This window comes from Rothia sp. ZJ1223 (genome assembly GCF_016900985.1).
Taxonomy (GTDB): Bacteria; Actinomycetota; Actinomycetes; order Actinomycetales; family Micrococcaceae; genus Rothia.
The window spans coordinates 1-23,531 of record NZ_JAFEUT010000006.1; the positions used below are offsets into that span (position 1 = coordinate 1).

Sequence of the window (23,531 nt, forward strand, 5' to 3'; positions counted from 1 at the left end):
TTTCCGTGGTTTTGGCGAGAGTAAAATACCTGGTTCCATTCCGAACCCAGTAGTTAAGGCTTTTTGCGCTGATGGTACTGCACTTGTTAGGGTGTGGGAGAGTAGGTCACCGCGGGTTTTTTGTTTGATGGAGGAGTTTGGGCTGTGGCTCGGGCTCCTTTTTCGTTTAATGTTGGGTTGTAAGTTTCCCGGTAAACTGGATAACTTAGAACGAAAATATCCATTATACTTGTAAAACAAACTGCGAGGGGAAAGCTATTGCGCATTAGTCGTATCTACAATAATAATGTCGCTCTAGCTACTACCTTTAAAGGTCAGGAAATAGTGGTTATCGGTAAGGGGCTCGCCTTCGGTAAACGCAAAGGCGATATGATAGACCCCACCAAGGTCGAACAGACCTTTGTTCCGGATGCGTCCACTACTAACGAGCGTCTGACCTGGTCTTTAGAGCAGATCCCCTCAGAAATTCTTTCGCTCGCTACAGAGCTAGAGCAGCAGGTCACCCAAAAACACGGTATCAAAATAGCCCACTCTTTTATCATTCCTTTGGCTGACCACCTCAACTATGCCCTTGTACGTGCGCAGGAGGGCGTCACCGTTGACTATCCCCTTACCCTCGAAGTTACGCAGCTTTACCCCACAGAGGTAGAGTTCGGGTATCGCGCCCTGCAGCTAGTGCTCGAACGCACCGGTGTGAAACTACCTGAAAACGAGGCAATACCTCTAGCGCTGCACCTAGTGAACTCGCAGTTTGATTACGAAGATATGAGCAGGACTTTCCGCATGACGGAGGTGTTTGCTCAAATTTTCGATATCATCGGCACCAGCTACGGTCACGAGGTTGATCAGACAGCTATGAGTGTGGCTCGCTTTGTTACCCACCTGCGTTATCTCTTCGTGCGGACCGACCAGAAAGCGCAAGCGCGTGCGTCCGCTGAAACTTCCATGCCGCTCGTAACAGAGGCGATGCGTACCAGTTATCCAAAGGCTTTTGCGTGTGCCCGTAAAGTTTTGTTGCTGCTCGAAATGCACCTGAGTCAGGAGCTCACCGATGATGAGCTGACCTACCTAGCCATTCATATCGCAAGACTTGCCCGCGAGCTGTGGGATGATGACTCAACAGAAACCGTTGATGCGTAAAGTTAATTTAATCTAGGCATACTATTTCTGTTTCTGTGTGGATTTCGCGGTGCTAAGATGCGGAATCTATTTCAATAAAGGCACTCGTTCCAAAATAAAACCACTCAACACAATGAAGGCATCGCCGCCGAATGCAAGGCACCAGGATTAGACCCCTCAAACTCGTATCCTTTGACCAACTGCTCACGCAACTATAAACATCCAGCACTACAAACTGTGGACCTAAAACTTATTTTTAGGGTTCACAGGGGTATTTATAGCGTATATAGGTTACGTGAGGTGTAAAGTTTCTGAGTTACCTACTTACATCTTTGGGCGGGATCAGCAATGCAACAAACACCAGCACCCAGGCGTTCACGCCTTAACTTTTATACCTGGATTGTCACCCTCGGTGGTTTTCTGTTTGGCTACGATACCGGCATCATCAACGGTGCGCTGCCTTTCTTGCAGGATCAGTTTGTGCTGTCGCCAGTTGCTGAGGGTATTACGACCTCATCGCTGACGTTGGGCGCTGCTCTAGGTGCGGTGACAGTGGGGCAGTTAGTTGATCGATTCGGACGCCGTCGTGTTCTTTTTGTGCTAGCCCTCGTCTTTATTCTTGGCTCAGCCGGCATCGCTTTCTCTTCTGCCCTGGGGATGCTCATTGCCTTTCGCGTGATCGTAGGTCTCGCAGTGGGTGCCGCATCGGCTGTTGTGCCGCTGTACCTAGCTGAAATAGCGCCCGCCGCTCAGCGCGGTGCTATCGTAACCCGCAACCAGTTTATGATCGTTACCGGTCAGTTGCTTGCTTACAGCATCAACGCCGCCCTCGGTAACATCTTCTTGCACGAAACTGGCATCTGGCGCATCATGTTTGCGCTCTCCATCGCGCCCGCCATCGCCCTCTTTATCGGTATGTTCGCGGTTCCTGAATCACCGCGCTGGCTCCTGCGCGTAGGACGCACCAGCGATGCCCAGCTCGTCCTTGAAAACACTGTCGACGATACCCCGGCAGAACTTGCCGCCCTCCAAAGGAGTCTGGCTGCCGAAGAAAACCGTTCAACCGCTACCCTCCGCGACCTCTTCGCAAGCCCCGCCTTGCGTTCCACTCTGTTGGTTGGTGCAACCATTGGCATCGTGCAGCAAATTACTGGCGTCAATGCCCTCATGTACTACGGCACGCAGGTGCTGCGCGAATCAGGCTTTGCTACAGACGCCGCCCTTACCGCCAACATCGCCAACGGCGTGATCTCGGTAATCGGCGCAGCACTTGGTATCTGGTTCGTGGGAAAACTGCCCCGCCGAGCAACCCTCACCATCGGCTTAGCCGGAACCACCGCGTCCCTGCTGGCGCTCGCCCTCATCTCAAGCTTTGTTGAAGGAGGCGCCCGTGCTTGGGCGGTACTCACCGTGTCAGTGATTTTCTTGGTCTTTCAGCAGGGTGCCGTTTCGCCTGTCACCTGGGTGCTCATGTCAGAAGTATTCCCCTCGCGCGTGCGCGGTGCAGGAATGGGTGCTGCTACCTTTGTCTCGTGGCTGGCGAACTTCGCGGTTTCTTTCAGCTTTCCGCAGATCGTTGCCGCCTTTGGTCTGGGTATCACCTTCGCACTCTTCGCAGTGCTGGGCGTTGCCGCCATCTGGTTTGTGCGCGCTCAAGTGCCAGAAACAGCAGGACGCTCCTTGGAAGATATTGTTTCGATCTAGAAGGTGCGCCGTAATTTTTTGCAATAAGTTGGCTGTTTATCTGAAAGCCTATAGCGTGGAGAGTACACACAGACTTCTGACCGAAAGCCTCTCTTTTATGCGCCTTTCTGCTTTCACTGCCCTCACCGTGGCAACTACTTTTCTTCTGGCTGCCTGCGGTGGTGAACAGACCGCGTCATCACCTTCGGAAGGGGCGCATCAGTCGGCATCTCAGCCCGCTGAACAGACGAGTGCTTCAGCAACTCCCAGCCCCACCCCCACGCCCGAAGAGCTGCCCGGCGGCGGACAAGAAGTCTTCGACGGCAAACGGTACATCGCCCTCTACGGTGCGCCTGGACGTCCCTCCCTCGGTGTTTTAGGTGAGCAGGACGCTCCCGCCTCAGTAGCACGCGTTCAAGAGCTGGTTGACCAGTACCAGCCCCACGCCACCGAAACGGTAGTGCCCGCCTTCGAAGTTATCGTGACCACAGCGTCAAGCGCTCCCGGTGTAGATGGCGACTACTCAGATGCTGCGCTCATTGAAGATATTGAACCGCTCATCAAAGAAGCCTACGAGAACGATGTTTACGTGGTCATCGATTTTCAACCCGGTCACAGCGATTTCTTGAGTCAGGTGCGTTTGTATGAAGATCTGCTCAAATACCCCAATGTGGGTGTTGGGCTTGACCCCGAGTGGCGGTTAGCACCTGGGCAAGTGCATCTTCAGCAGATTGGTTCTGTGACCGCCGCCGAAATCAATGACACCCTGGACTACTTGGCTGACTTCACCCGAAAGAATGACCTACCTCAGAAGATGGTGGTGCTGCACCAGTTCACACACACCATGATTAGTAACCGCGAAACCATTACGGTTACCCACCCCGAGTTGGCACTGACCCTACACGCTGATGGTCACGGCTCACCGGAACTCAAGGTAGATACCTATAACTCCCTGCTGACCGGGTTAAATAAAGAAATCTACCCCTCGTGGAAGAACTTCTACGACGAAGACACCCCCACCATGACCCCGGCACAAACCTACGAACTCGACCCCAAACCCTGGGTGGTCACCTACCAGTAGGCTTGTCTGTTACACGTGGACGGACGCGTCCGCCCACCTACAGGGCGGGCACCAGTAGGGTTGCCATACGCCGTTTACGCGATGTTCAGGTAACAGCTAAAAAGCAGGGGTATCGTGATACCTAAAGTATGTACGCTGCAAGGAGAGAACGATGCCTCGAATTTTTGCCCACCGCGGACTATCAGCCATTGCCCCCGAAAATACTCTTGCTGCCTTGGGCGGTTGCAGTGATTACGGGGTGAGCTGGTTCGAAACTGACGTTGATATTATCGCCGACGGCACCCCCATCATCATCCATGACAGCTCCTTGCACCGCACCACCAATCGCACCGGTAGCATTTACGATCTGACCGTCGAACAACTGGATGATATTGATGCCGGCAGTTGGTTCTCGCCCGAATTTGCGGGGGAGCCTCTGCCCACCCTTGCCCAGCTGATTCAGGTCATGAACGAGAGCAAACTCAACGGCAATATTGAAATCAAATCGAATGAACAGGGTGCAGAGCGCACCTTCCAACTCATCGACGCGGTGATCGCTGAACTCGACAAGCTCGATGATGAACGTAAAGTGCTGATTTCTAGTTTCAACCTGCTACTGCTCGCCGAACTCAAACGACGCGCACCTCACTACCGCACCGCAGCTCTCTTCACCGCAGATGCCCTAGGCCACGACTGGCTCTCGCTCATGCAACTGTGCGGTGCTGAAACCATCCACATCGAGGATCGCAACCTCACCCAGCCCATGGTTGCCCTCGCCCAAAAAGCCGGCTTTGAAGTTAACGTCTACACGGTGAACTCCCGCGCTCGTGCTAACCAGCTATTCAACTGGGGCGCGGACGGCATCATCACCGACTACGCCCACGAGATGATACATCTGGAAAACCGCTAAAACCCCTAAAAGAAGGCACTACCCCATTTGCTGAGACTAGACTTGAGGCTCAAAAGCCCATGAAAAATCAACCCTAGCGGTCGGGGTGCCTAATTTTTTCTTGCTTAAAAGCAGGGTCAGGGTGACAGGTCACCTGATACTTCGATGCGCCTAACTGGTTAATTTTCTTCACGTACCCCTGTGTCTCAGGGTAGGGGGGAATACCCTTAAACTCCTCGACAGCACCGGGGCCCGCGTTATAACCGGCGAGCATCAGATCTTGAAGCTCCTGCTCGTTATCAGCCAGCGGCTCAAGGCGATCACGCAGATATGCCAAATAGTGACCCTGTGTACGAATAGCGTCCTCGGGGTCACGAATATCACCGTCCTGCCCCCAAATCTCCCAGGTATCGGGGGTGAACTGCGCTAAACCCTGGGCGCCAGCAGGGGAGGCGGCACCCACCCGCCAGCGGCTCTCAGTCTCTAACTGGGCAGCCAAAATACCCGTGCGCACCCCAGATTCAGTAGATGCCGCCCGCAAATTGTCATGCACCTCTGTAGGCGCATACGCTAAGTCCGTCATACCACAGTATGAGTTATAGGTAGCAGCCAAACCAGCAACACCTATGCCTAGTAGTACCGCGGACGCAATTACCTGCCAGTGCGCCAGCACGCCGGTAAGCACTCTGATAGGGGCACCGTACGAAGTTTTTTTATCAGTAGCCATCGCATCTAGCTTAGTAGTTTCTCACGAAAATGTTTAAGCAAGCAGAGTTACCGCTTACTCACACTTTCGGGATTACTCCCCCGGCACCACCCCGCTAAGGGCACGAGGGCGGCACACCACTTCAAAAAACTACTGACCGACCTCAATAACACCGCGCGCACCGCGCTCCATCTCGGCGAAATCATGGTTGACGAAAGTGTAGCTACCCGCTTCTAAAAACTCCATCTCAACGAAACCACCCTGTGCAGCCGCCAGATTAATCGCCTGGGCGTGCCCGTCGGTGCTACCCAAAGCGTCCTCGCCCTGCTTCAGCAGATAGGCCCCCTCTTTATACACGGTATCGAACTGGCTACCCACCACATGAAAACTCATGCCCTTCGAGGGACCAGCAGCAAGCACCCAGATGCGTACGCGCTCGCCCACCTTAGCCTGCAATGGGTCGTACACGTACTGGTTGGCGTAACCGTTGAAGGTAGTCAGTGAAGGCACCCCAGCGGCAACAGCTTCGGGGAGCACCGCCGCGATCGTGCTACCGTTATCGGTTGTTTTGCCGGTATCGGTCAGGTAGGTATCGCTTTGCACCAGTACATATTCGCGGTCAACGGGTTCAAGGTTCTCGGGCTCGACAATGACAGCCCCGTACATGCCCGCAGCAATATGGGTGCTCATCGGCGCGGTAGAGCAGTGATACAGCCACACACCTGCACCGCGAGCCTCAAACCGGTAGACCAGAGACTCACCCGGCGCAATGGTACGCATGGGCTCATCGGGGCTCACCATACCCGCGTGAAAATCAATGGAGTGACCCATCGTGCCGTTATTGACCAGGGTAATCTCAAAAATATCGCCCACTTTTCCGCGCAAGGGTTCACCCATAATCTCCCCGCCGAAGGTCCACGCCTGCATCTCTAGACCGGGTGCGACGGGGCGGTTGAGCTCTTCTACCTTAAGGGTACGGCGGTGTACCGTGGCACCCTTGGTAGCTGCGTCTTCGGGGAGCGGTTCAAGAACGGCACTGCGGGCTTCAAAACCCTCGGGCGCTTTTGCCAGGTCAAGATCAGCGGTGGTTAAAAGAGCGGACGCACCCTGCCCACCGGCATGCGCGGAGTGGCCAGCATCTGCTGGCTCATCGCCTATCACGTTGACATCAAAAACCATACCCATCGCTTGATGCCCCACAACGGAACACCAGCCCTCTAAGGACTGACCGACCACACCGGCATCGAGGGTTTTTGTGGCACCGGGATCAATGCGCCCGGTGCTGGTGCCGTTAGCAAGCACCAAATCGTGTACATTGCCAGCATCGGTATTGGTGACCTCAAGAACCAGGCGGTTACCGGCAGGAACATCAACGGCAGCCGGCTCAAAGCGCATATCAGCGGTAGCCTCCACCTGCACAGTGGTTGTCTCACCCGTGGGCGTAACGCTTGAGACGCTCTCAACACCGCGCGAGAACACGGTGGGGTTAGCGAGCAACCCCGCCACCAGCGCCAACGCAACCGCACCGGCACCGATTGCGGCACCGCGTCCGTGACGGGCAGGGGAGGGGCTCAACGCCTGCGGATCAGGCTTGGGCGCCTCACCGCGAGAACGCGCCAAGATCATCTCTTTGCGCTTGGTAACAGAGCGACGCACCCCGCGAATCATCAGGGGCATAAAAGCAAACAGGGTAAAAGCACCCAACAAGGACATTGTGGTTCGCACCCACGAACCCGTGACATCTGCCGGGAGCACGAACACCAACAGACAGAGGTTAACAATGACCACGCGTCCTGCCGCAAAGCGGTTGAACTCCTCATTAGCGGTACGCACCGCTGCGGGACCCCCGCCCATGCGTGCCGGTAGCAGATAAGACATAGCGCCCAGAAGAACCTGCACCAAGAAACCCACCACAAACGCGGGGGTGACCGTTCGCATATTTAGCTCTTCAAAGCTGGTGGTAGCAACCATAGCGGCAGTCCAGATAACACCCACCATAAGCCAGATAAAGCCAGCCGACACCGACATCGTGGCGAACTCAGTTGGCTTCTTAGCGGTGCAGGTACGCACCATCAGGTAGCCAATAACCCCCAACGCCAGGCAATACAGCACCAAACCGGCAACAGCGAGCCACTGAGACCCCGCCAAAGCACCGGCAACGGTCACCGCAAGACCGGCGCACATACCGTAAAGCCCACGTAACGAAAGCTGTACCGCATTGGCAACCATCTTGGTGCGCAACATAGTAGGCCAGAGAGTCGTCAAAGTGCCCACTACCGTCAGCCCCACAAAACCCAGAATATTGACTGCCTCGTGGGCAAGCAGAGTGCGCTCATACCAGTCAGAACTCAGTCCCTTTGCTAAGAAAGCGCCCAGCACAGCACCCACTGGCAACAGCCAGCTCGCCGCAATATAGAAATACACCGTAGACGTAAACCGGGCAGGCAGGGCACTTCTAACCTGCTGCAAGAGGGAAAACCCGTGCCATGCCACCACTGCGCCCACGCCCGTTGCACCCACCACCGTCAGCGGGAAAGTCGCCGTGAGCATACCCGCCATCATCACCACAATAGAAATATTCAGCATATAAATACGGCGAATCTGCACTCCGCGCGCCGAATCAGGCAGACGGTTCTTCAGGAGCGCCTCGGTGAAATGCTGACTCCAAATCAGGATGCTATTAGTCATCAGACCCAGCGTCACCATATGCACCATTAGCCACAGGGCATCAGGCACCCAGCGGTGAACCATGAGCGCCACAAAAAGGGCAATCATCCACAGACTCACCGGCTTCGACGCCTTGCGGTGCCAGGTAGCCCGCCCCGACGCCCTATCTTTCGCCTGCGTCTCAGACACCGGCATGCCCGGCCCATCGGCGGGTTGAGTGCCCGGCGCGCTCAACGTGAGTGGTCGGCGGTTAGGGAGTGGCGCAGGGTTTTCAGGCACAATTTACCTCAACATTTAATTGGTATGAATAATGCAATTATAGGACGTTCACTCTGCCCCACTCAACAAACCTCCACCCGCCGCAGGGGCAGGGGAGCGCGTCCTCTACACTAAAAAGCATGACTCTCGCTGTAATCATGACCATCATTGCCGTCCTGCTAATAGCTGTTGGCATCGTTGGCATTGTGTACCCCATTCTGCCTGGCTCGCTGGCAGCACTCACCGGTATTCTCGCGTGGGGTCTGACCCTGCGCGGTCCTGAAGGATGGGCGGTGGCTATTATCGGCGGGCTGATTATGATTGCCGGTATGACCGCCCAAGCAGTGCTAACCGGGCGTACCATGAAAAGGCACCAGATACCCAACCGCTCTATTCTCTTCGCCATCGTTGGTGCCGTGGTGGGGATGTTTGTGATTCCGATTGTCGGTCTCTTCATTGGCTTCGCGGTGGGTTTGTACACCAGCGAGTCTGTGCGTCAGGGCGATATGCGCAGAGCAATCCCCGATACCGTAGCAGCCCTCAAATCGATGGGACTGGGCATACTGGTGGAACTCGCCTGCGCCCTGACCGCCGGTAGCGTCTTCATCCTTGGTTCCCTCACCTACTTTCTGACCCCCTAGCTGCCGAGAATACAAAAAAATACAGGTTTCGCGGCATAACATGTCTTAAAATGCGCTCTCGACCACAAGAGGGAGAGGCTCCACTGCCTGCGGTAAACTTGCCAACGTGAAATCTTTGCCAGCACTCGTTCTTTTACTAGCCGTCGCGGTGATCCAAGCGCTAGGAATCTACCGCTACTCCAACGACTCCATTACCATGTGGGGGCAGGTCTTCTTCCCGATCCTATTCGCGCTCGCCGCCGCCTACATCGGGTTCAAAAACCCGGTGCGAGGCACCTTCACCCCGATTCACTACGCGCTGGCGGGTATCGGAGCGGTTCTGCTAGTGCTCACCGGTTTAGGCGTGTACACCGATATGTACTGGTTCTACCCCACTCAGCTCATTTACTACATTGCCTTGGGGTTATTGGTGGTCTCACTGGCCCTCACCATCGCGTCCGTACCCCAGAGCACCGGGGCGGACGCGCCCGCCCGCACTCCGCGCAGGAACAAGAAGAAAGTACCCCAGGGTACCCGATTAGTTGCTGTTGCTAAGCCTACCCAATCTTCGCAGGGTGCTCACAATACCACTGAGGCACCGCGTTCGTGAGTGGTGTGAGTACAAACCTGTGGGTGACCTCTAGCCAGAAATGGCTATCTTTCGTGGCTTATGCCCTGCTTGCCTGGGTGGTATACCAACACATGTACAAGGCACTAACGCTGGATGCCTTCGATTTTTCGGTATACCGCGCTGGCGCGATGACTATTTTTGATAACGAGGGGTTTACCAAGGACCTCTATGTTCCCGATATTGTGCGGTGGAGCGAGGATTTCTGGCTGCCCTTTACCTACCCGCCTTTTGCGGCGATGCTTTTTGTGCCGCTCGCTTTCATGCCGCACTGGCTGGGGGTGGTTTGCGTGCTGGTGCTGTCTTTCGCGGTGGCGTGGCTACTCGCGACCCTTATCTACGATTACGTGAATGCTCGCGGGTATGAGATTCCCTGCCAGCACTTTATCGGTCGCACCGGAACGATTGCCTTGATGACTGCGGGCATTTTGGTGCTGGGGCCGTGGCGTCGCGGGTTGATGGGGTTGGTACAGATTAACCCGCTGATTATGCTTTTGGTGCTGGTGGACCTTTTACGCCCGGCAAGCCGTATTCCGCGCGGTGTGCTGATTGGTATCGCCGGTGGTATTAAGCTGACCCCGTTGGCTTTTGGCCTGATTTTGTTGATGCGCCGCGATTTTAAGGGCGTTATCACCCTAGGCATTAGCTTCTTTACAACCGTGGTGTTGGGTTTCATTCTGATGCCCGCAGAGGCGAAAGAGTTTTGGTTTTCAGCTCTTTCTGATCCTTCGCGCGTGGGCAATATAAACTTCCCTGACAACATCTCGATTCTCGGCTGGCTCATGCACCTGGGGATTCCCGAAGGCGCCCTGCTCAAAATCTTGCAGTACACGCTGACGCTGGCTCTGCTGCTGGGCGTTGCTTATCTTCTGCCGAAGTTGCACTCCCGTCGCATGGTGTTGAGCGAGATTTCCCTGAACGCCTTTTTGATGATGATGATGTCACCGATTTCGTGGTCTCATCACAACATTTGGTTGCCGCTGCTGATGATGACTCTGTGGGTGGACGCGCGCCCCTTCCTCGCTTATTCTCGTACCTGGGTGCGCTGGGTCTTTTACGCCCTGACGGTGGTTGCCGCTGTAGGGCTGGCAATCTCGCCCATGAATATTGCGATCAGGATTCACGGTAGTGACCAGGGGCTTAACGATGCTTCGGCACCCGCGCTGATCGTCTCGTCCGTACCCATTATCTGTCTCTTTGCGGCGGTCATGTTATGGATTCTCACTGCCCTCATTCATCGTCGGCACATCGCAACAAAATAAGGCTGTATACACCAGAGCGCCCCTCATTTCACTGGTCTACCTAGCCGCTGGTCGTTCTCTTCCCTTCACCTAGCACACGGTCTGTGGGCGGTAGTCTACGACTTCGGCGTCACCGTCAGCGAAAAAGCACGCTCATGGGGCATTCTCATTGCCGGTGTGTACGCCCTGATTGTCATGCTGGGGCAACATCAGCATCCCCATCGCCGTACTCACCGGAATCCTAAAGTAGGGAAAGTTCATCATGGTAGACATTAAAAATACCCACGGCGATGCGATTAGCGGCAAGGTGCCCGAGGGCGACCCCAGCCCCGCTTGGGAACACCACCGCGACGACTGTGAGATGGTAGCGAGCGTCCCGTCACTGGAGAGGCACTCGTTTTGCTAGGGTGAAAGGTATGAGTTCAAACCCTGACCATGTGCCCTGGGCACAAGATTCCGCAGCTACTAACGGCGCTGCCGCCCAGCCGCCCGGAGCTCCACCAACAACCGGTAACTATGGAGTACCCGCCGCGGTCGTTCCCGGAGCGAACGCGCCCTACCCCCCAGTGGGGTATAACGGGCAGCTACCGCCCAATGCACCTCACCCTGGGCAATACCCCGCCTTTGCGCGTCCCTACAATCCCAGGCCTTTGCCCCACCACCGCCTCGCTTTTGCTGACCCCAAAAATGCTTGGTGGAAACCGCTAGTGGAAGGCGCTATCGGACTGGGAATCTTTCTGGCTCTTCAGACCCTGCTGACCGTTCCCCTCGTCGCGGCGATATTCATGGTGCCGGATTTCCCCAGTCTTTTCTCAGAGACCGACCCGTCTAAAGCGATGGAAGCCTTCACCACCGCAGCCTTTGAAAACCCCTGGGTGTTCGCCTACTTGTTTGCTTCCATTGCGGTGATGTTCCCGTCAATGTGGCTGGCTCGTCTCATCATAGGCCCGAAACCGTGGGGGCTGGTTCATTCGGTTGCCGGACGCCTGCGGTGGGGATGGATGCTGCTGTGCGGTGGTATTGCTGCCCTCATCTTTTTGCTGGTTCCGCTTGCTATCACCCCTTTCATGGGTGGAGCTGAAGCTACTGAGCCTTGGCGGGAGCAGGCAAGCCCCCTGTGGATCTATCTGGTGCTGCTGATTACCCTGGTGCCCATTCAGTGCTACGCCGAAGAGCTTATTTTCCGCGGGTACCTGATGCAAACCATCGGCCGTTGGCTCAAGCATCCAGCATGGGCGATTATTCTGCCTGCGCCCCTATTCATGCTCGGTCACGGCTATGATCTCTGGGGTCAGCTCTCTGTGCTGTGTATGGGGCTCACCGCTGGGTTCTTAGTCTGGTACACCGGCGGACTAGAAGCCGCTATCGCCCTGCACGTTATCAACAACGTTCTGGCAATGTTCTCAGGACTCATGGGCACAGTTGATCCCTTCGCCAACGCAGGTTCTACTCCCGCAGATTTCTTTACCGTGTTCGCTATGGAACTTATCTTTGCCGGTGCGGTGGTGTTTGCCGCCCGCAAACGCAAGATCCAGCGCGTCCGCCCGGCAGCAGATCAGCAGCCGGTTATTGGATCATAAACGATGTGAAAGCGCCCATCTGAAATGTTCAGATGGGCGTTTTTGAATCCAGTTGCACAGCTGTTGGCATCACGGGGCGAGGACGCAAGCGGTCAGTCGCGAACACCCACCTGCCGGATGATGGGCTGGGCGGAGGATTAAAACGCGGGCTCATAATACTCATTCCAGCAGTGGGATGCTTACCTTCAATCTTATGCACGGCACACACCTCTTTGAATCTTTCACCCGGTGTATTTCGCCGATGAACTCTTCTCGGCAGTATCTTTGTGATCAACATCTGATAGGTTGCGGGGCGTAAAATGGGGAGCATGACCTTTGATGCAGCTCAGAATATTGATGACCTCGCCAGCTTTGTGCAGGCAGCGCCCACCAGCTTTCACGCGGCAGCAGAAGCCGCGCGTCGCCTGAACACAGCGGGTTTTACAGCCCTTAATGAAGAGGAGGCGTGGGCATCTGACGTTGCCACCGGCAAGCACTACGTGGTGCGTGACGGCGCCATCATCGCCTGGGCAGGCGCGCCCACTGCCGCAAAAGCCTCCGGCTATCGCATCTTGGGGGCACACACTGACTCGCCTTCTTTCAAGCTCAAACCCCAATCCTCGGTGCGTTCCTTCACCTGGAACCAAGTGGGCGTAGAAGTCTATGGCGGCCCGCTGCTAAACTCGTGGCTCGACCGCGAACTCTGCATCGCCGGGCGACTCGTCACCGCCATCGACGGCACCCTTACCTCACATCTGGTGAAAACCGCGCCGGTCGCTCGCATACCGCAGCTTGCAATCCACCTCGACCGCGACGCCAACAACGGTCTCAAACTCGATAAACAGGGCAACATCTACCCCGTCTGGGGCGCGGGGGACTCCACCGGCGACGTCCTAGGCTACCTTGCTTCACACACCGAAAACGGCGCTATCGACCCCGAAAAAATCGTCGGCTACGACCTGCTACTAGCAGACACCCAAGCCCCCCGCGTCTTTGGCGAAAACCAAGAATTCTTCGCATCAGGACGCCTCGACAATCTTTCATCGGTACACGCCGGACTCACCGCTCTCACCCGCTTCACCGCGTCCGACGCCTACGCTAGCGCCCAGCACACTGTCATACTCGCCGCCTTCGACCACGAAGAAATCGGCTCGGAATCCCGATCAGGTGCCGCCGGGTCCTTCCTCGAAGACATCCTGGTACGCTTGAGCGTAGCCCGCGGGGAAAGCACCGAAGAACACCGACGATCCATCGCAGAATCCTTCTGCCTCTCATCGGACGCCGGTCACCTGTTACACCCCAACTACGCAGGTCACCATGACCCGCGCGTCCGCCCCGCACCAGCAGCCGGACCCCTACTAAAAATCAACGCCAACCAGCGCTACGCCACGGACGCGCTCGGTGCAGGAACCTTCGCGCTCGCCTGCCAGAAAACGGGGGTTCCCTACCAGGAGTTCGTTTCAAACAATAATGTTCCGTGCGGTTCAACCATCGGCCCCATTACCGCAACCCGCCTGGGCATTCGCACCGTGGACGTAGGTCTGGGGCTACTCTCGATGCACTCCGCGCGCGAAATGTGCCACGTGGACGACGCCGCCTACCTAACCCGCGCCATCGAGGGATTCTTTGCGCTGTAGGGGTCGCATCCGTAGGGATGCAAAAAGTACGGGCTTACGGTGAAAGTACTGTCTTTAGCGCGGGTACTTTCACCGTAGCGGAATACTTTGTGGAGCGGGCTAGACTAGAACAATGCCCGATTCCACCTTGCGCCGCCGCCTGCTGCTGACCGGCCTCACCTGCGCGCTGATTTTCTGTGTAATTACAAGTTTTATCGTGCTCACCAACCACGACAACCTTTTTGACCAGTGGCTGTGGCACCTCGCCATCAGCGAGAGAGCGGACGCGCTCAACCCCCTGGTGGCGCGCTTCACGCAGGCCTTCAACACGGTACCGCAAACAATCTACGCAACCGTTGCCGCTATAGCGCTGAGCTGGGCACACCGGTCTGCAAAGCCCTTTTTCACTATTGCATGTGGCATGGTGGTGGCACCGGGGCTCATGTGGGTCATCAAACGCATTATTGACCGTTTGCGCCCGGCAGAGGAATTCCACCTGGTACCTGAGTATGCTTACTCTTTTCCTTCGGGTCATGCCACCGGTATAACAGCCCTGAGCCTAGGCATCTACCTCGCCGCCTACGCCCTCATGGGTCGTACAGCGCGCGTCCTGACCGGTGTTACTGCGGGCATACTGATACTTGCTGTCGCCGCCAGCCGCATCTACGCAGGAGTACACTGGGGAACCGACGTGCTGGCGGGCATCTTACTGGGAGCTTGCATCACGCTACTGGGGTACGCGGTCTTTCCCGAAGTCATTAGCGGGCGTACACCGGGTACCCTCTGTAAATCACCTAGCTCTTGTACCAGTCGTCAGCCGGTGTAACGGGTAGGACGCGCTTGTGGCGTGAGCGCAGATATTTGGTTTCGAGCGCTTCGGCTGCGGCGGGGTCAATCTGCTTACCTTCGAGGTAGTCATCAATCTGGTCGTAGGTGATGCTGAGCTCGTCCTCGTCAGTGCGCCCAGGGTTTCCGTCAAGCAAATCAGCAGTGGGAGCCTTCACCCAGAGCCGCTCTTTCGCGCCCAGAGTCTTCAGCAGCTGCCGGTTCTGGCGCTTGTTCAAACCAGCGAGGGGCAGCACGTCGGCGCCACCGTCACCGAACTTGGTGAAGAAACCGGTGATGTTCTCAGCTGCGTGGTCGGTACCTACCACCAGCAGGTTCTTTTCACCAGCCAGTGCGTACTGGGCAATCATGCGCGCACGCGCTTTGACATTGCCCTTATTGAAATCACCGATGGTGCGCCCGGTGGCGTCTTCAAAAGCGTCAGCGAAACCGTCCACAGCTTGCCCAATGTTATAAGTAACGGTGGTCTTGGGCATGATGAAATCCAGTGCCGCCTGGGCGTCATCCTCATCAGCTTGCACCTTATAGGGCAAACGAACAGCCACGAAATCAGCGTCAATACCTTCAAAGGCAAGCTCCTCTACCGCGAGCTGGCACAGACGTCCGGTAAGGGTGGAATCAACGCCGCCGCTGATACCCAACACAAACCCCTGTGTGTGGCTCGCCTTGAGGTAATCGCACAAAAACTGCACGCGCTTACGAATCTCTTCGGGGGCATCAATCTCTGGTTTAACGCCCATGTGGGCAACAATCTGCTGTTGAAGTTCGCTCATGCTCACCATCTTAGCGGTGTGAGTCGGGCAATAACACCTTGTTCGGTAGAGCTGACTCTACTCTTTACGCTTTATTCTGGTGAGCTATGTCTTCACCACGTAGGCTGTAAGTATCACAGACGGTACAGAGAAAGAAAAGAGACGACCCAGAACCCTTATAACCACAATCCTGAGCAGCCAACTCAGCCGCACCCTGTATACGGGCAGCCCGGTTACTCTCAGCCCGGTTACTCTCAGCCCGGCTTCGAACATCGGATGCCTCATCAGGGCGGTGCTTTTAACGGTATGCCCGCTGATACTAAGAGCCTCGCCCTCCTGATTCATGTTGGCACCCTCGCCGCCACCTATCTCAGCGGTACTCTTTTGGGCTTCGCTGTGCCGCTGATTTTTTGGTTTATTTACAAAGACAAGCCCGGCTACGGTTACCTTCGCGCAACCGCCGCTGGTGCTTTCAACTTCAGCTTCACCATGTGGATCATCAACATGATCGCTAATATCTCCATCATCGTCACCTTGGGCGTTGCAGCTTTTGTTGTCTGGCCGATCTACCTGGTCACCGGAATCGCTATGCTGGTGATTCATATTCTTGCTGCCATCAAAACCAACAACGGTGAGTTCTACACTTACCCGCTGCAGATGAAGGTACTCAACTAAGCTGCAAAAACCACCAGGACGCGCCCCTGTTCTCGGCGGTGAGAACAGGGGGCGCGTCCTGCGTTGTTGGTGAGAAAGCAACCTTCTTGAGCACAAGACAAAGGAGGGGTCGCGTCCATCAGAAAACTGACGGACGCGACCCCTCGCTACTACCTGCGAAAAGAACCTATACGGTGGTTCGCGTTTTAGCGCTTAGCCAGTACGTTCTTGTCGTAGCGGTAGACGAATGCTGCCATCGCGCCGCGCTCAATGCTGAGGTCGGGGCGGTAGGTGTTGTCATCCCAGCCGTTGGTGATGCCTTGCTCAGACAGCCAGCTAATCTCAGTAGCAAACTGGTGATTAGCGCTCACGTCTGCGAAGACGTTATTGGCAGGTGCTGCGGTGTCGGGTGAACCAGCGAGACGGTAGAAGAATGCTGCCATTGCGGCGCGTTCAACGGGAGCGTCGGGGCGGAAGGTGCCGTCAGCCCAACCGGTGGTGATACCCTGCTCAGCCATCCACGAAATTTCCTTGTAGAAGGGGTGGGTGGTGGGCACATCGGTGAACGGTGAGTTGGTAGATACCGTGAACTGGGGTGAGCCAGCGAGACGGTAGAAGAACGCTGCCATTGCGCCACGATCAATGGAAGCGTCGGGGCGGAAGGTGCCGTCAGCCCAACCGTTGGTGATGCCGCGGGTCGCTAGCCATGAGATCTCCTCATGGAACATGTGTTCAGCGGGAACGTCAGTGAAGCGGGGGTCGTAAGTGAGAGTCTTGGTCTCAATGTCTACAACCTCAGCCTTAGCGCCATCTTCACCTGCACGGATACCCGAGAGGTTGCCGGTTCCATTGTGCATGTGCAAGAACAGTGCCTGAGCATCGCTCTTGCGGGCACGGTAAGCGGTCAGCTCAGTTTCGGGTGAATCAGCAAAGAGAGCTGAGCTGCCTACAACCTTATCTGCGCCGAAGGCAAGGTCGGGTGCTGCAGGGTTATATGAGATCCAACCGGTGCTATCAACCAGGCCATCGACGCCTGCCGCTGAGCTGAAGACGGCGTAACGCAGGTTAGCCGCTTCTTGAGCGCTGAGGTTCATCTTGGCGAGGTTCACAGGAACAACCATGGTGTTGGTGTCCATGAGGTTGGTATCTACCTCACCGGTTACACCGTTGATAGCCTGTGCATCAATGGAAACGAACTGACCGTTTGCCTGACGCTTGTAGAGGCGGGCAATGGGGTAATCAACACCGGCGATGCGACCGGTAGAAACGATGTACTCGGGGTTGTCATCGTTATCGAGGTCGATGTCAATCTCGTAGTTGAGGCTGCGACTGAAAGTCTCCCAGTTAGCCCAAGATGAAATGCCGAAGTTCAAGAAAGGGTCAGCGTTAGTGTTGCCGGTGGCAAGCTGCGCGGGGATAGTTGAGTTTGCACCCACGTACTGAATATCTACTGCCTGGGCAGATGCGATTCCCAGTGAATGGGTAGGAATGCGGGGGCTCTTCTCGCCTAGCTGGAAAGCACCTAGTGCTGAAATGTAACCGTTCTGATTCAGAGCTTCGCCGGTCAGTTTAACGCGAGCTGCGTTCTCCGCGCCGGTGAAGGTGGGAGCCTGAGCGCTCATGTTCGAGACGGGTTTAGGCGCAATTTGGACGGGCGCGCGCAACTGGAAGTCACCGTCGGTGAGCAGGATGCGGCTTGAGAGGGTCGAGATGTACTGGCGAGCAATTTGGGAGTGCGATTCGAGGGTCGCAGGGTCAAGCTGCTTAGCCAGTTCGGCACCGTTAACGGTGACGGTCACGGTGACGGTAGCGTTGTTGTTAGCGCCAACAGTAACGGTTTCAGGGGCTGAGATAGTAACGCCCTGAAGCTCTGAACTGGTTGCGAAATCTACAGCGAAGGTGCGTGCTGATTCGCCACGGTTCTCAACAGTGAAGTTGCGAGTGAAAGTTTTGGTTTCGTTGGGTGCCAACTCAACAACGCCGAAGCTGGTTGAGACCTGCTCGGGGCGGTCTGAGTTGTACAGCAGGACGTCTGTGTCTACAGCGTCCTTCGCGTCGATGCGACCGGAACCTACACGCTCAACGGAGAAGATGTCTCCTTCTTCGTCACGAAGATCGTGGTGCGCGGTATTCATAATGGCTGCCTTGATGTTAGCAGGTGAGTACTCCGGGTGAGCTTCAGCTACCAGCGCGGCGATACCGGCTACGTGGGGTGCAGCCATAGAGGTGCCGGTCATGACAGCAGGCTTATTGCCGCCTGCTACCGCTGCTGATTTGATGGAGGTACCCGATGCTGCGACGTCGGGCTTGGTGAAGCCCTGTGAACCGTGCTGACCACGTGCGGTGGAGGGGTTCAAGGTGTCGAGCTTACCGGTTTCAATCGCGGCTACACCGATGGATTCGGGATCAAGCTTGATTCTCACGCCGCCCTTGATGACAGCTTCACGCACCTTTTCGGCGTTCTGTGAGTTGATACGGATGCCGGGGATAGTCTTATTACCTGCGATACCCGCGTTTTCCAGCAGAACCTGAGAAGCCAGTACTACGCCCTTACCGCCTGCTTTAGCGATGTTATCGAAGCGGACGCCTGAACCACAGGGGTAGTCGCCGGTTTCATCAGACCAGTCAATGAAAACCCACTTGCCACCGAAATCAACATCGGGGCCGTACTCATCACAAGCGTAGGGGTTGTCTGCGGTGGTCATAACAACTTCACCGGTGAGCTGTTCTTCGGTTGCTGCATCGTAATCGAAGTTAACGCTGTAGTCGCCTGCTACCTCACCTGCAATGTCGGAGGGTGCAAGAATTTCAGCTTTGTCCCTGTAAGCGTTTGAACCAATAGAGTTGGCTACGGTCAAAGAGGAAACAGTGTTGCCGGGGGTGCCCAAAATGGAGTAGGTATCACCAACACCCTGGTAGCTGTTAGCGTTACCCGCTGCTACAACGGTGAGAACACCGTTGCGGTAGAGGGAGTCCATGATCTCGTTTTCAGGATCGTCAACGGGTCCGAAGTCAGAGCCCAGTGACAGGTTAACGACGTCTGCGCGGTCTGAGAAGTCACCGTCACCGTTGGGGTCAAGTGAGGCGTCCAGCGCCTGACCGGTGAGGTTGGTTGAACCTTCACAACCAAAGACGCGGAAGCCCAACAGCTGAGCTTCTGGTGCTGAACCTGGGCCGATCTTCATGCCCTGAACGTCCTTGGCGGAGAGCTTGGTGTAATCCCCGTCAAAAGTTGAACCGTCAGCGTTCACGCCGTAGCCTACAGCGGTGCCACCAACGTGGGTGCCGTGACCTGCAATTTCGCAGTCAAGCGGGTTGCCATCAGGCTGAGCGTCATTGGATCCGTCATAGCTATCGCCTGCAAAATCGTAGCCACCGATGAACTTTTTGGGATCGTAGAGTTTAGCGTTCTGTGCCGGAAGATCGGTGGAGTTCTTTGCGCTCTTGTAGGCTGCATCAGTACCGGGGCCGCCGAAGGTTGCGTGGGTGTAGTCAATACCGGTGTCGATGACTGCTACCTTGACGTCCTTACCGGTTTTGCCGGTCTGGGTCCAGGTATTGATAGCCTCGGTGTCGATAACGGTGCCACCGTTGTTGCGTTCCTTAGGAATAATGCGGGCGATGCTTTCAACGTCGCTGCGGTTCGCCAGATCAATCAGTGCCTGCGCATCGCCGGAGAGTGCTACGCCTCGTACGGTGTTGTGGGTGGTGTAAAGAATCTTGCCTGATGACTGATCGGCAACCTGCGCTGCCTGTGACTGAACGGCTCGCTCAATCTGCTGTACGCGATTAACCGCTGCTACGGGTTCGCGTGAGCCATCGAGGACGTCCTTGGGCTGGGTAGCACGGTAAGCACCTTCGCCCTTGAACTTCACGAAGACGCTGATGTTGCCTTCGGTGTTCTTAAGGTTGGCGCTGATTTTTCCACTGGTTGCTGCAGACTGTGCAATGGATTCCTGGGTGTGAGGCAGTTCTGCGGCGGATGCTCCGGGTGCTACTGCGAGCGGCAGTGCCAGGGAGAACCCCAGCAGGGCAGACGCGCCAGCGCGTGCTGCCTTCTTGCGACGGTAGTTCATGAATCTCCTTTGATCAAAGACCGAATGGATGGTGTGAATGCCCGTGACGCTCTCTCATGATGGGGGTCATTAGAGTGTGGTTGGCGTCATGGTTATCTTGAATAATACGTTAAATTTGTACAAAATCCCTCGTGACGTAATTATTACGCGATAACCGGCATCTTAGCGGGGGAGAATCGGAGAACGGGGTCTGTGCCGAACGGTTTCGAACTGTGAGATATTGGGGTCTGCACCCGTCACAAATCCAGCCGCCACACTAAAAGATAGCTCCGCGCCCCTCTGCCGGGTAAACTGGTGGATGGTGCGCTCAAGCAAGAGAAGGCTTATTCCTCGAACCACACATTATTACGCAAGGGGAGGCGCGCCCCACCGCCGTGAAACCCGGCAGGTGAGACCTTCCATTAGGAGTAATTCTTTTTATGCCAGCGATTGTGATTGTAGGCGCCCAGTGGGGCGATGAAGGCAAAGGTAAAGCTACCGACCTACTGGGTGGACGCGTCGATTACGTGGTGAAGCCCAACGGCGGCAACAATGCGGGCCATACTGTTGTGGTGAACGGTCAGAAGTTTGAGCTGAAGCTCCTTCCGGCGGGTATTCTTTCTGAAAACGCTGTGCCCGTGATTGGTAACGGCGTGGTCGTGAACCCCGAGGCTCTCTTTGAGGAAATCGACGGTCTTGAAGCCCGCGGTGCTGACACCTCTAAGCTGAAGATTTCAGCGAATGCTCACCTAGTTGCCCCCTACCATCAGACCATGGACAAGGTTACCGAGCGTTTCTTGGGTAAGCGCGCTATCGGTACTACCGGTCGTGGCATTGGTCCCGCTTACATGGACAAGGTCGGACGTCTGGGTATTCGCGTTCAGGACATCCTCGACGAGTCGATTCTGCGCCAGAAGGTTGAGGGCGCTCTGCGTCAGAAGAACGAACTGCTGGTGAAAGTCTACAACCGCCACCACGTTGAGGTCGAAGAAATCGTTGAGTACTTCATGAGCTTCGCCGACCGTCTGGCACCCATGATTGTTGAATCAACCCAGCTACTGAACGATGCGCTCGATGAAGGCAAGAACCTGCTCATGGAAGGCGGTCAGGCAACTTTCTTGGACGTTGACCACGGCACCTACCCCTTTGTCACCTCTTCCAACCCAACTGCTGGCGGTGCGTCCGTAGGTTCGGGCATTGGCCCCACCCGCATTTCCCGCGTCATTGGTATTCAGAAGGCATACACCACCCGCGTGGGCGCGGGTCCCTTCCCCACCGAACTCTTTGACGAGATGGGCGAATTTTTGCAGAAGACTGGCGGCGAATTCGGTGTGAACACCGGTCGCCCCCGCCGCTGTGGCTGGTACGACGCGGTGCTGGCACGTCAGGCTGTGCGCATCAACGGTTTCACTGACCTCTTCATCACCAAGCTGGATGTTCTCACCGGCTTGGAACAGATTCCTGTTTGTGTTGCCTACGATGTGGACGGCGTGCGTCACGACGAGATGCCCATGACCCAGTCGGACTTCCACCACGCTAAGCCCATCTACGAGTACTTCCCAGGTTGGACAGAAGATATCACCAACGCTAAGACTCTGGACGAGCTGCCCAAAAATGCGCGTAAGTACGTGGAGAAGCTCGAAGAAATCTCGGGTTGCCGTATTTCGGCGATTGGTGTTGGCCCCGGTCGCGAGCAGACCATTGTGGTGCGCGATCTAATCGAAGACTAAATCGTTGATACCAGAATGCCCGGTGCTTCTACTTTAGAAGCACCGGGCATTTTTATGGGATTTTTGGGCAGGGCTTTTACCTGCGATTGTAGGATTGTGCCCTATCAAACTCAGCTTCTGCGGTCTGCGCCTCAAAGGAGAGTCTGCGCGCTACTGGGCGCAACAGCTCGTTGAACTGACGCCAGGTGCCGGACGCGTCCTGAGAGCTGGAGCTGAGCGGGGCTGCCGGTTGCAGAATCGGCAGGTCAGCCTCAGCACCTGTCAAAGTTGCCGCCACGGCGTCCCACCACTTCTTCTGAAAGAGACGTAGCTGCTCACCACGGCTGGTTAAAGCCGCTGACAGCTCTGCTCTGCGGGAGTGAAGCTCCGCCAGGGCATCAAAGACCGCATGGGGGGAATCCAGCAAGTCAAGAGCCAGCGCGAAATCCTCTAAACCATAGTGGGAAAGCGCCCCGCCCAAGCGGATATCAGTGAAAGCATCGGGCAGTAGACCCAACGCCGGAACCCCGTAGGCAAGCGCTAGAACTGCCGGGTGGTAGCGGGTAGTCAGCACGAGGGCAGCCCCGCGATGCACCCGAACCGCCGTATCAGCGTGAACCATGGGCAGAACCGTGGAACGTGCCTTCATGCGTTCGGCAATGCGCTGGTGCAAGACAACATCACCATTGCCCAGGGCAGGATCCCCCATGTGAGGAACGAAAACCGGGGCAAGACCAAGCTCTTCAGACGCGCGATCTAGCAACTGCGCCGCCGCTTCCACCTGCTCATCGCTCAGATGGTTGAAGGTCACCGAGAGGTAGTCCTCTGGCAGGTAAAGCTCGCCTTCACCGGGCAGACGGCGCTCGCCCGGCTCATAGAAAGTCGCATCATCAAGACCTGCAAGAGCGGCGATACCGCGCGTGCGGCACCAGGTGAAAGAGGTAACCTCACGCATACTCACCACATCAACCTGGCTAAGAGCGGATGCCAAAACCCCTGCGTCGTGCCCGGAAAGAACCGGACCCAGCGACTGACCGGAAACAACCACCGGCTTACCCAGATGGTGGGCTACGCTCAGCAGCGCCACGCGCTCATAGAGTAGCCAGCCGTAGCGGGAGTTCATGTTGCCACCGCCAGCCAACAGCACAGCATCCGCCTCTGCAACGCCCTCTACAAAACGGGTGTAATCAGCTTCAGTCTCAGGGAAGGTGAAATCACGCTCGCCCTCCACAAAGCGAATCAGGTCGGCAAGGTATCGCTCGCGATCAGCCGGGGGCCAGGGGAAGGGCAGAGTGGGGTGGTAATCGCCGGCGCCCACAAAACGCTGAGAATGCTCAGTGGAACGGGTCAGAAAAACAACCTCATGCCCGCGGCTGATCATCTCATCGGCAGCAGCGATGCCCATCGCCTCATCACCCACATGATAGGTCTGCTGACCCATATCTGAAAGAACCAGAATCTTCATGCGA

Annotated in this window: 19 protein-coding genes and 1 rRNA gene; 14 read left to right on the plus strand and 6 right to left on the minus strand. The window is 56.1% G+C overall.

Annotated elements, in window-relative coordinates:
• The first annotated feature begins 1 nt into the window (after window position 1).
• The 5 genes from rrf (at window position 2) to JTP09_RS08750 (ending at window position 4,772) form a co-directional block, all read left to right on the plus strand.
• Window positions 2-118 (plus strand): 5S ribosomal RNA (gene rrf / locus JTP09_RS08730).
• Between the two features lie 140 nt (window positions 119-258).
• Window positions 259-1,140, plus strand: a complete 882-nt coding sequence (locus tag JTP09_RS08735) for a PRD domain-containing protein (protein ID WP_204878082.1) — start codon at window positions 259-261, stop codon at window positions 1,138-1,140.
• Between the two features lie 327 nt (window positions 1,141-1,467).
• Window positions 1,468-2,823: a sugar porter family MFS transporter gene (locus JTP09_RS08740; RefSeq protein WP_204878083.1), complete on the plus strand. Its 1,356-nt coding sequence runs from the start codon at window positions 1,468-1,470 to the stop codon at window positions 2,821-2,823.
• A gap of 97 nt (window positions 2,824-2,920) precedes the next feature.
• Complete coding sequence (locus JTP09_RS08745) at window positions 2,921-3,883, plus strand: hypothetical protein (RefSeq protein ID WP_204878084.1); 963 nt, start codon at window positions 2,921-2,923, stop codon at window positions 3,881-3,883.
• A 151-nt stretch (window positions 3,884-4,034) separates the two neighbouring features.
• Window positions 4,035-4,772, plus strand: coding sequence for a glycerophosphoryl diester phosphodiesterase (locus JTP09_RS08750; RefSeq protein WP_204878085.1), 738 nt, complete (start codon window positions 4,035-4,037; stop codon window positions 4,770-4,772).
• Between the two features lie 73 nt (window positions 4,773-4,845).
• Here JTP09_RS08750 and JTP09_RS08755 read toward each other — a convergent pair whose 3' ends face one another.
• Together JTP09_RS08755 and JTP09_RS08760 are read right to left on the minus strand one after the other, a co-directional pair.
• Complete coding sequence (locus tag JTP09_RS08755; protein ID WP_204878086.1) at window positions 4,846-5,478, minus strand: lytic transglycosylase domain-containing protein; 633 nt, start codon at window positions 5,476-5,478, stop codon at window positions 4,846-4,848.
• A gap of 129 nt (window positions 5,479-5,607) precedes the next feature.
• A complete protein-coding gene (locus JTP09_RS08760) occupies window positions 5,608-8,403 on the minus strand; it encodes a multicopper oxidase domain-containing protein (RefSeq protein ID WP_370592549.1) in 2,796 nt (931 codons plus the stop codon).
• A gap of 119 nt (window positions 8,404-8,522) precedes the next feature.
• Here JTP09_RS08760 and JTP09_RS08765 point away from each other — a divergent pair, with 119 nt between their 5' ends.
• The 5 genes from JTP09_RS08765 (at window position 8,523) to JTP09_RS08785 (ending at window position 12,451) form a co-directional block, all read left to right on the plus strand.
• Window positions 8,523-9,023, plus strand: a complete 501-nt coding sequence (locus JTP09_RS08765) for a DUF456 domain-containing protein (RefSeq protein WP_204878087.1) — start codon at window positions 8,523-8,525, stop codon at window positions 9,021-9,023.
• A gap of 106 nt (window positions 9,024-9,129) precedes the next feature.
• Entirely contained in the window at window positions 9,130-9,612 is a 483-nt protein-coding gene (locus JTP09_RS08770; RefSeq protein ID WP_204878088.1) for a hypothetical protein, read from the plus strand.
• A gap of 53 nt (window positions 9,613-9,665) precedes the next feature.
• Complete coding sequence (locus tag JTP09_RS08775) at window positions 9,666-10,892, plus strand: glycosyltransferase 87 family protein (protein ID WP_204878089.1); 1,227 nt, start codon at window positions 9,666-9,668, stop codon at window positions 10,890-10,892.
• 241 nt (window positions 10,893-11,133) lie between these two features.
• On the plus strand, window positions 11,134-11,277 hold the full coding sequence (locus tag JTP09_RS08780) for a hypothetical protein (RefSeq protein ID WP_204878090.1): 144 nt from the start codon (window positions 11,134-11,136) through the stop codon (window positions 11,275-11,277).
• A 10-nt stretch (window positions 11,278-11,287) separates the two neighbouring features.
• Entirely contained in the window at window positions 11,288-12,451 is a 1,164-nt protein-coding gene (locus JTP09_RS08785) for a CPBP family intramembrane glutamic endopeptidase (RefSeq protein WP_204878091.1), read from the plus strand.
• Window positions 12,452-12,479: 28 nt separating this feature from the next.
• Here JTP09_RS08785 and JTP09_RS08790 read toward each other — a convergent pair whose 3' ends face one another.
• Entirely contained in the window at window positions 12,480-12,650 is a 171-nt protein-coding gene (locus JTP09_RS08790; RefSeq protein WP_204878092.1) for a hypothetical protein, read from the minus strand.
• 109 nt (window positions 12,651-12,759) lie between these two features.
• Here JTP09_RS08790 and JTP09_RS08795 point away from each other — a divergent pair, with 109 nt between their 5' ends.
• Window positions 12,760-14,067 carry a M18 family aminopeptidase gene (locus JTP09_RS08795; protein WP_204878093.1) on the plus strand — a complete coding sequence of 436 codons (1,308 nt, stop codon included), beginning with the start codon at window positions 12,760-12,762 and terminating at the stop codon, window positions 14,065-14,067.
• Between the two features lie 112 nt (window positions 14,068-14,179).
• Window positions 14,180-14,872 (plus strand): phosphatase PAP2 family protein, encoded by a 693-nt coding sequence (locus JTP09_RS08800; protein ID WP_204878094.1) that lies wholly within the window; start codon window positions 14,180-14,182, stop codon window positions 14,870-14,872.
• Here the strand turns inward: JTP09_RS08800 and nadE are convergent.
• Window positions 14,841-15,665 carry an ammonia-dependent NAD(+) synthetase gene (nadE, locus tag JTP09_RS08805; RefSeq protein WP_204878095.1) on the minus strand — a complete coding sequence of 275 codons (825 nt, stop codon included), beginning with the start codon at window positions 15,663-15,665 and terminating at the stop codon, window positions 14,841-14,843. The two genes, JTP09_RS08800 and nadE, sit on opposite strands and share 32 nt — an antisense overlap.
• A gap of 285 nt (window positions 15,666-15,950) precedes the next feature.
• Between nadE and JTP09_RS08810 the strand changes: the two genes are divergently transcribed.
• On the plus strand, window positions 15,951-16,319 hold the full coding sequence (locus tag JTP09_RS08810) for a DUF4870 domain-containing protein (RefSeq protein WP_204878096.1): 369 nt from the start codon (window positions 15,951-15,953) through the stop codon (window positions 16,317-16,319).
• Window positions 16,320-16,504: 185 nt separating this feature from the next.
• Here JTP09_RS08810 and JTP09_RS08815 read toward each other — a convergent pair whose 3' ends face one another.
• Window positions 16,505-20,374: a S8 family serine peptidase gene (locus JTP09_RS08815; RefSeq protein WP_204878097.1), complete on the minus strand. Its 3,870-nt coding sequence runs from the start codon at window positions 20,372-20,374 to the stop codon at window positions 16,505-16,507.
• 419 nt (window positions 20,375-20,793) lie between these two features.
• On the opposite strand from JTP09_RS08815, the gene JTP09_RS08820 reads away from it, so the two are divergent.
• The gene (locus JTP09_RS08820; protein ID WP_204878098.1) at window positions 20,794-22,083 is read left to right on the plus strand and encodes an adenylosuccinate synthase; all 1,290 of its coding nucleotides are present in this window, start codon (window positions 20,794-20,796) and stop codon (window positions 22,081-22,083) included.
• A gap of 76 nt (window positions 22,084-22,159) precedes the next feature.
• Here JTP09_RS08820 and JTP09_RS08825 read toward each other — a convergent pair whose 3' ends face one another.
• A complete protein-coding gene (locus tag JTP09_RS08825; RefSeq protein WP_204878099.1) occupies window positions 22,160-23,527 on the minus strand; it encodes a polysaccharide pyruvyl transferase family protein in 1,368 nt (455 codons plus the stop codon).
• Window positions 23,528-23,531 lie beyond the last annotated feature (4 nt).

Excerpts from the sequence above, each read along its gene's own strand:
- JTP09_RS08740 (WP_204878083.1), top strand. The coding sequence starts at position 1,468 with ATGCAACAAACACCAGCACCCAGGCGTTCACGCCTTAACTTTTATACC.
- JTP09_RS08745 (WP_204878084.1), top strand. The coding sequence starts at position 2,921 with ATGCGCCTTTCTGCTTTCACTGCCCTCACCGTGGCAACTACTTTTCTT.
- JTP09_RS08750 (WP_204878085.1), top strand. The coding sequence starts at position 4,035 with ATGCCTCGAATTTTTGCCCACCGCGGACTATCAGCCATTGCCCCCGAA.
- JTP09_RS08755 (WP_204878086.1), bottom strand. The coding sequence starts at position 5,478 with ATGGCTACTGATAAAAAAACTTCGTACGGTGCCCCTATCAGAGTGCTT.
- JTP09_RS08765 (WP_204878087.1), top strand. The coding sequence starts at position 8,523 with ATGACTCTCGCTGTAATCATGACCATCATTGCCGTCCTGCTAATAGCT.
- JTP09_RS08780 (WP_204878090.1), top strand. The coding sequence starts at position 11,134 with ATGGTAGACATTAAAAATACCCACGGCGATGCGATTAGCGGCAAGGTG.
- JTP09_RS08785 (WP_204878091.1), top strand. The coding sequence starts at position 11,288 with ATGAGTTCAAACCCTGACCATGTGCCCTGGGCACAAGATTCCGCAGCT.
- JTP09_RS08795 (WP_204878093.1), top strand. The coding sequence starts at position 12,760 with ATGACCTTTGATGCAGCTCAGAATATTGATGACCTCGCCAGCTTTGTG.
- JTP09_RS08800 (WP_204878094.1), top strand. The coding sequence starts at position 14,180 with ATGCCCGATTCCACCTTGCGCCGCCGCCTGCTGCTGACCGGCCTCACC.
- nadE (WP_204878095.1), bottom strand. The coding sequence starts at position 15,665 with ATGAGCGAACTTCAACAGCAGATTGTTGCCCACATGGGCGTTAAACCA.
- JTP09_RS08810 (WP_204878096.1), top strand. The coding sequence starts at position 15,951 with ATGCCCGCTGATACTAAGAGCCTCGCCCTCCTGATTCATGTTGGCACC.
- JTP09_RS08815 (WP_204878097.1), bottom strand. The coding sequence starts at position 20,374 with ATGAACTACCGTCGCAAGAAGGCAGCACGCGCTGGCGCGTCTGCCCTG.
- JTP09_RS08820 (WP_204878098.1), top strand. The coding sequence starts at position 20,794 with ATGCCAGCGATTGTGATTGTAGGCGCCCAGTGGGGCGATGAAGGCAAA.
- JTP09_RS08825 (WP_204878099.1), bottom strand. The coding sequence starts at position 23,527 with ATGAAGATTCTGGTTCTTTCAGATATGGGTCAGCAGACCTATCATGTG.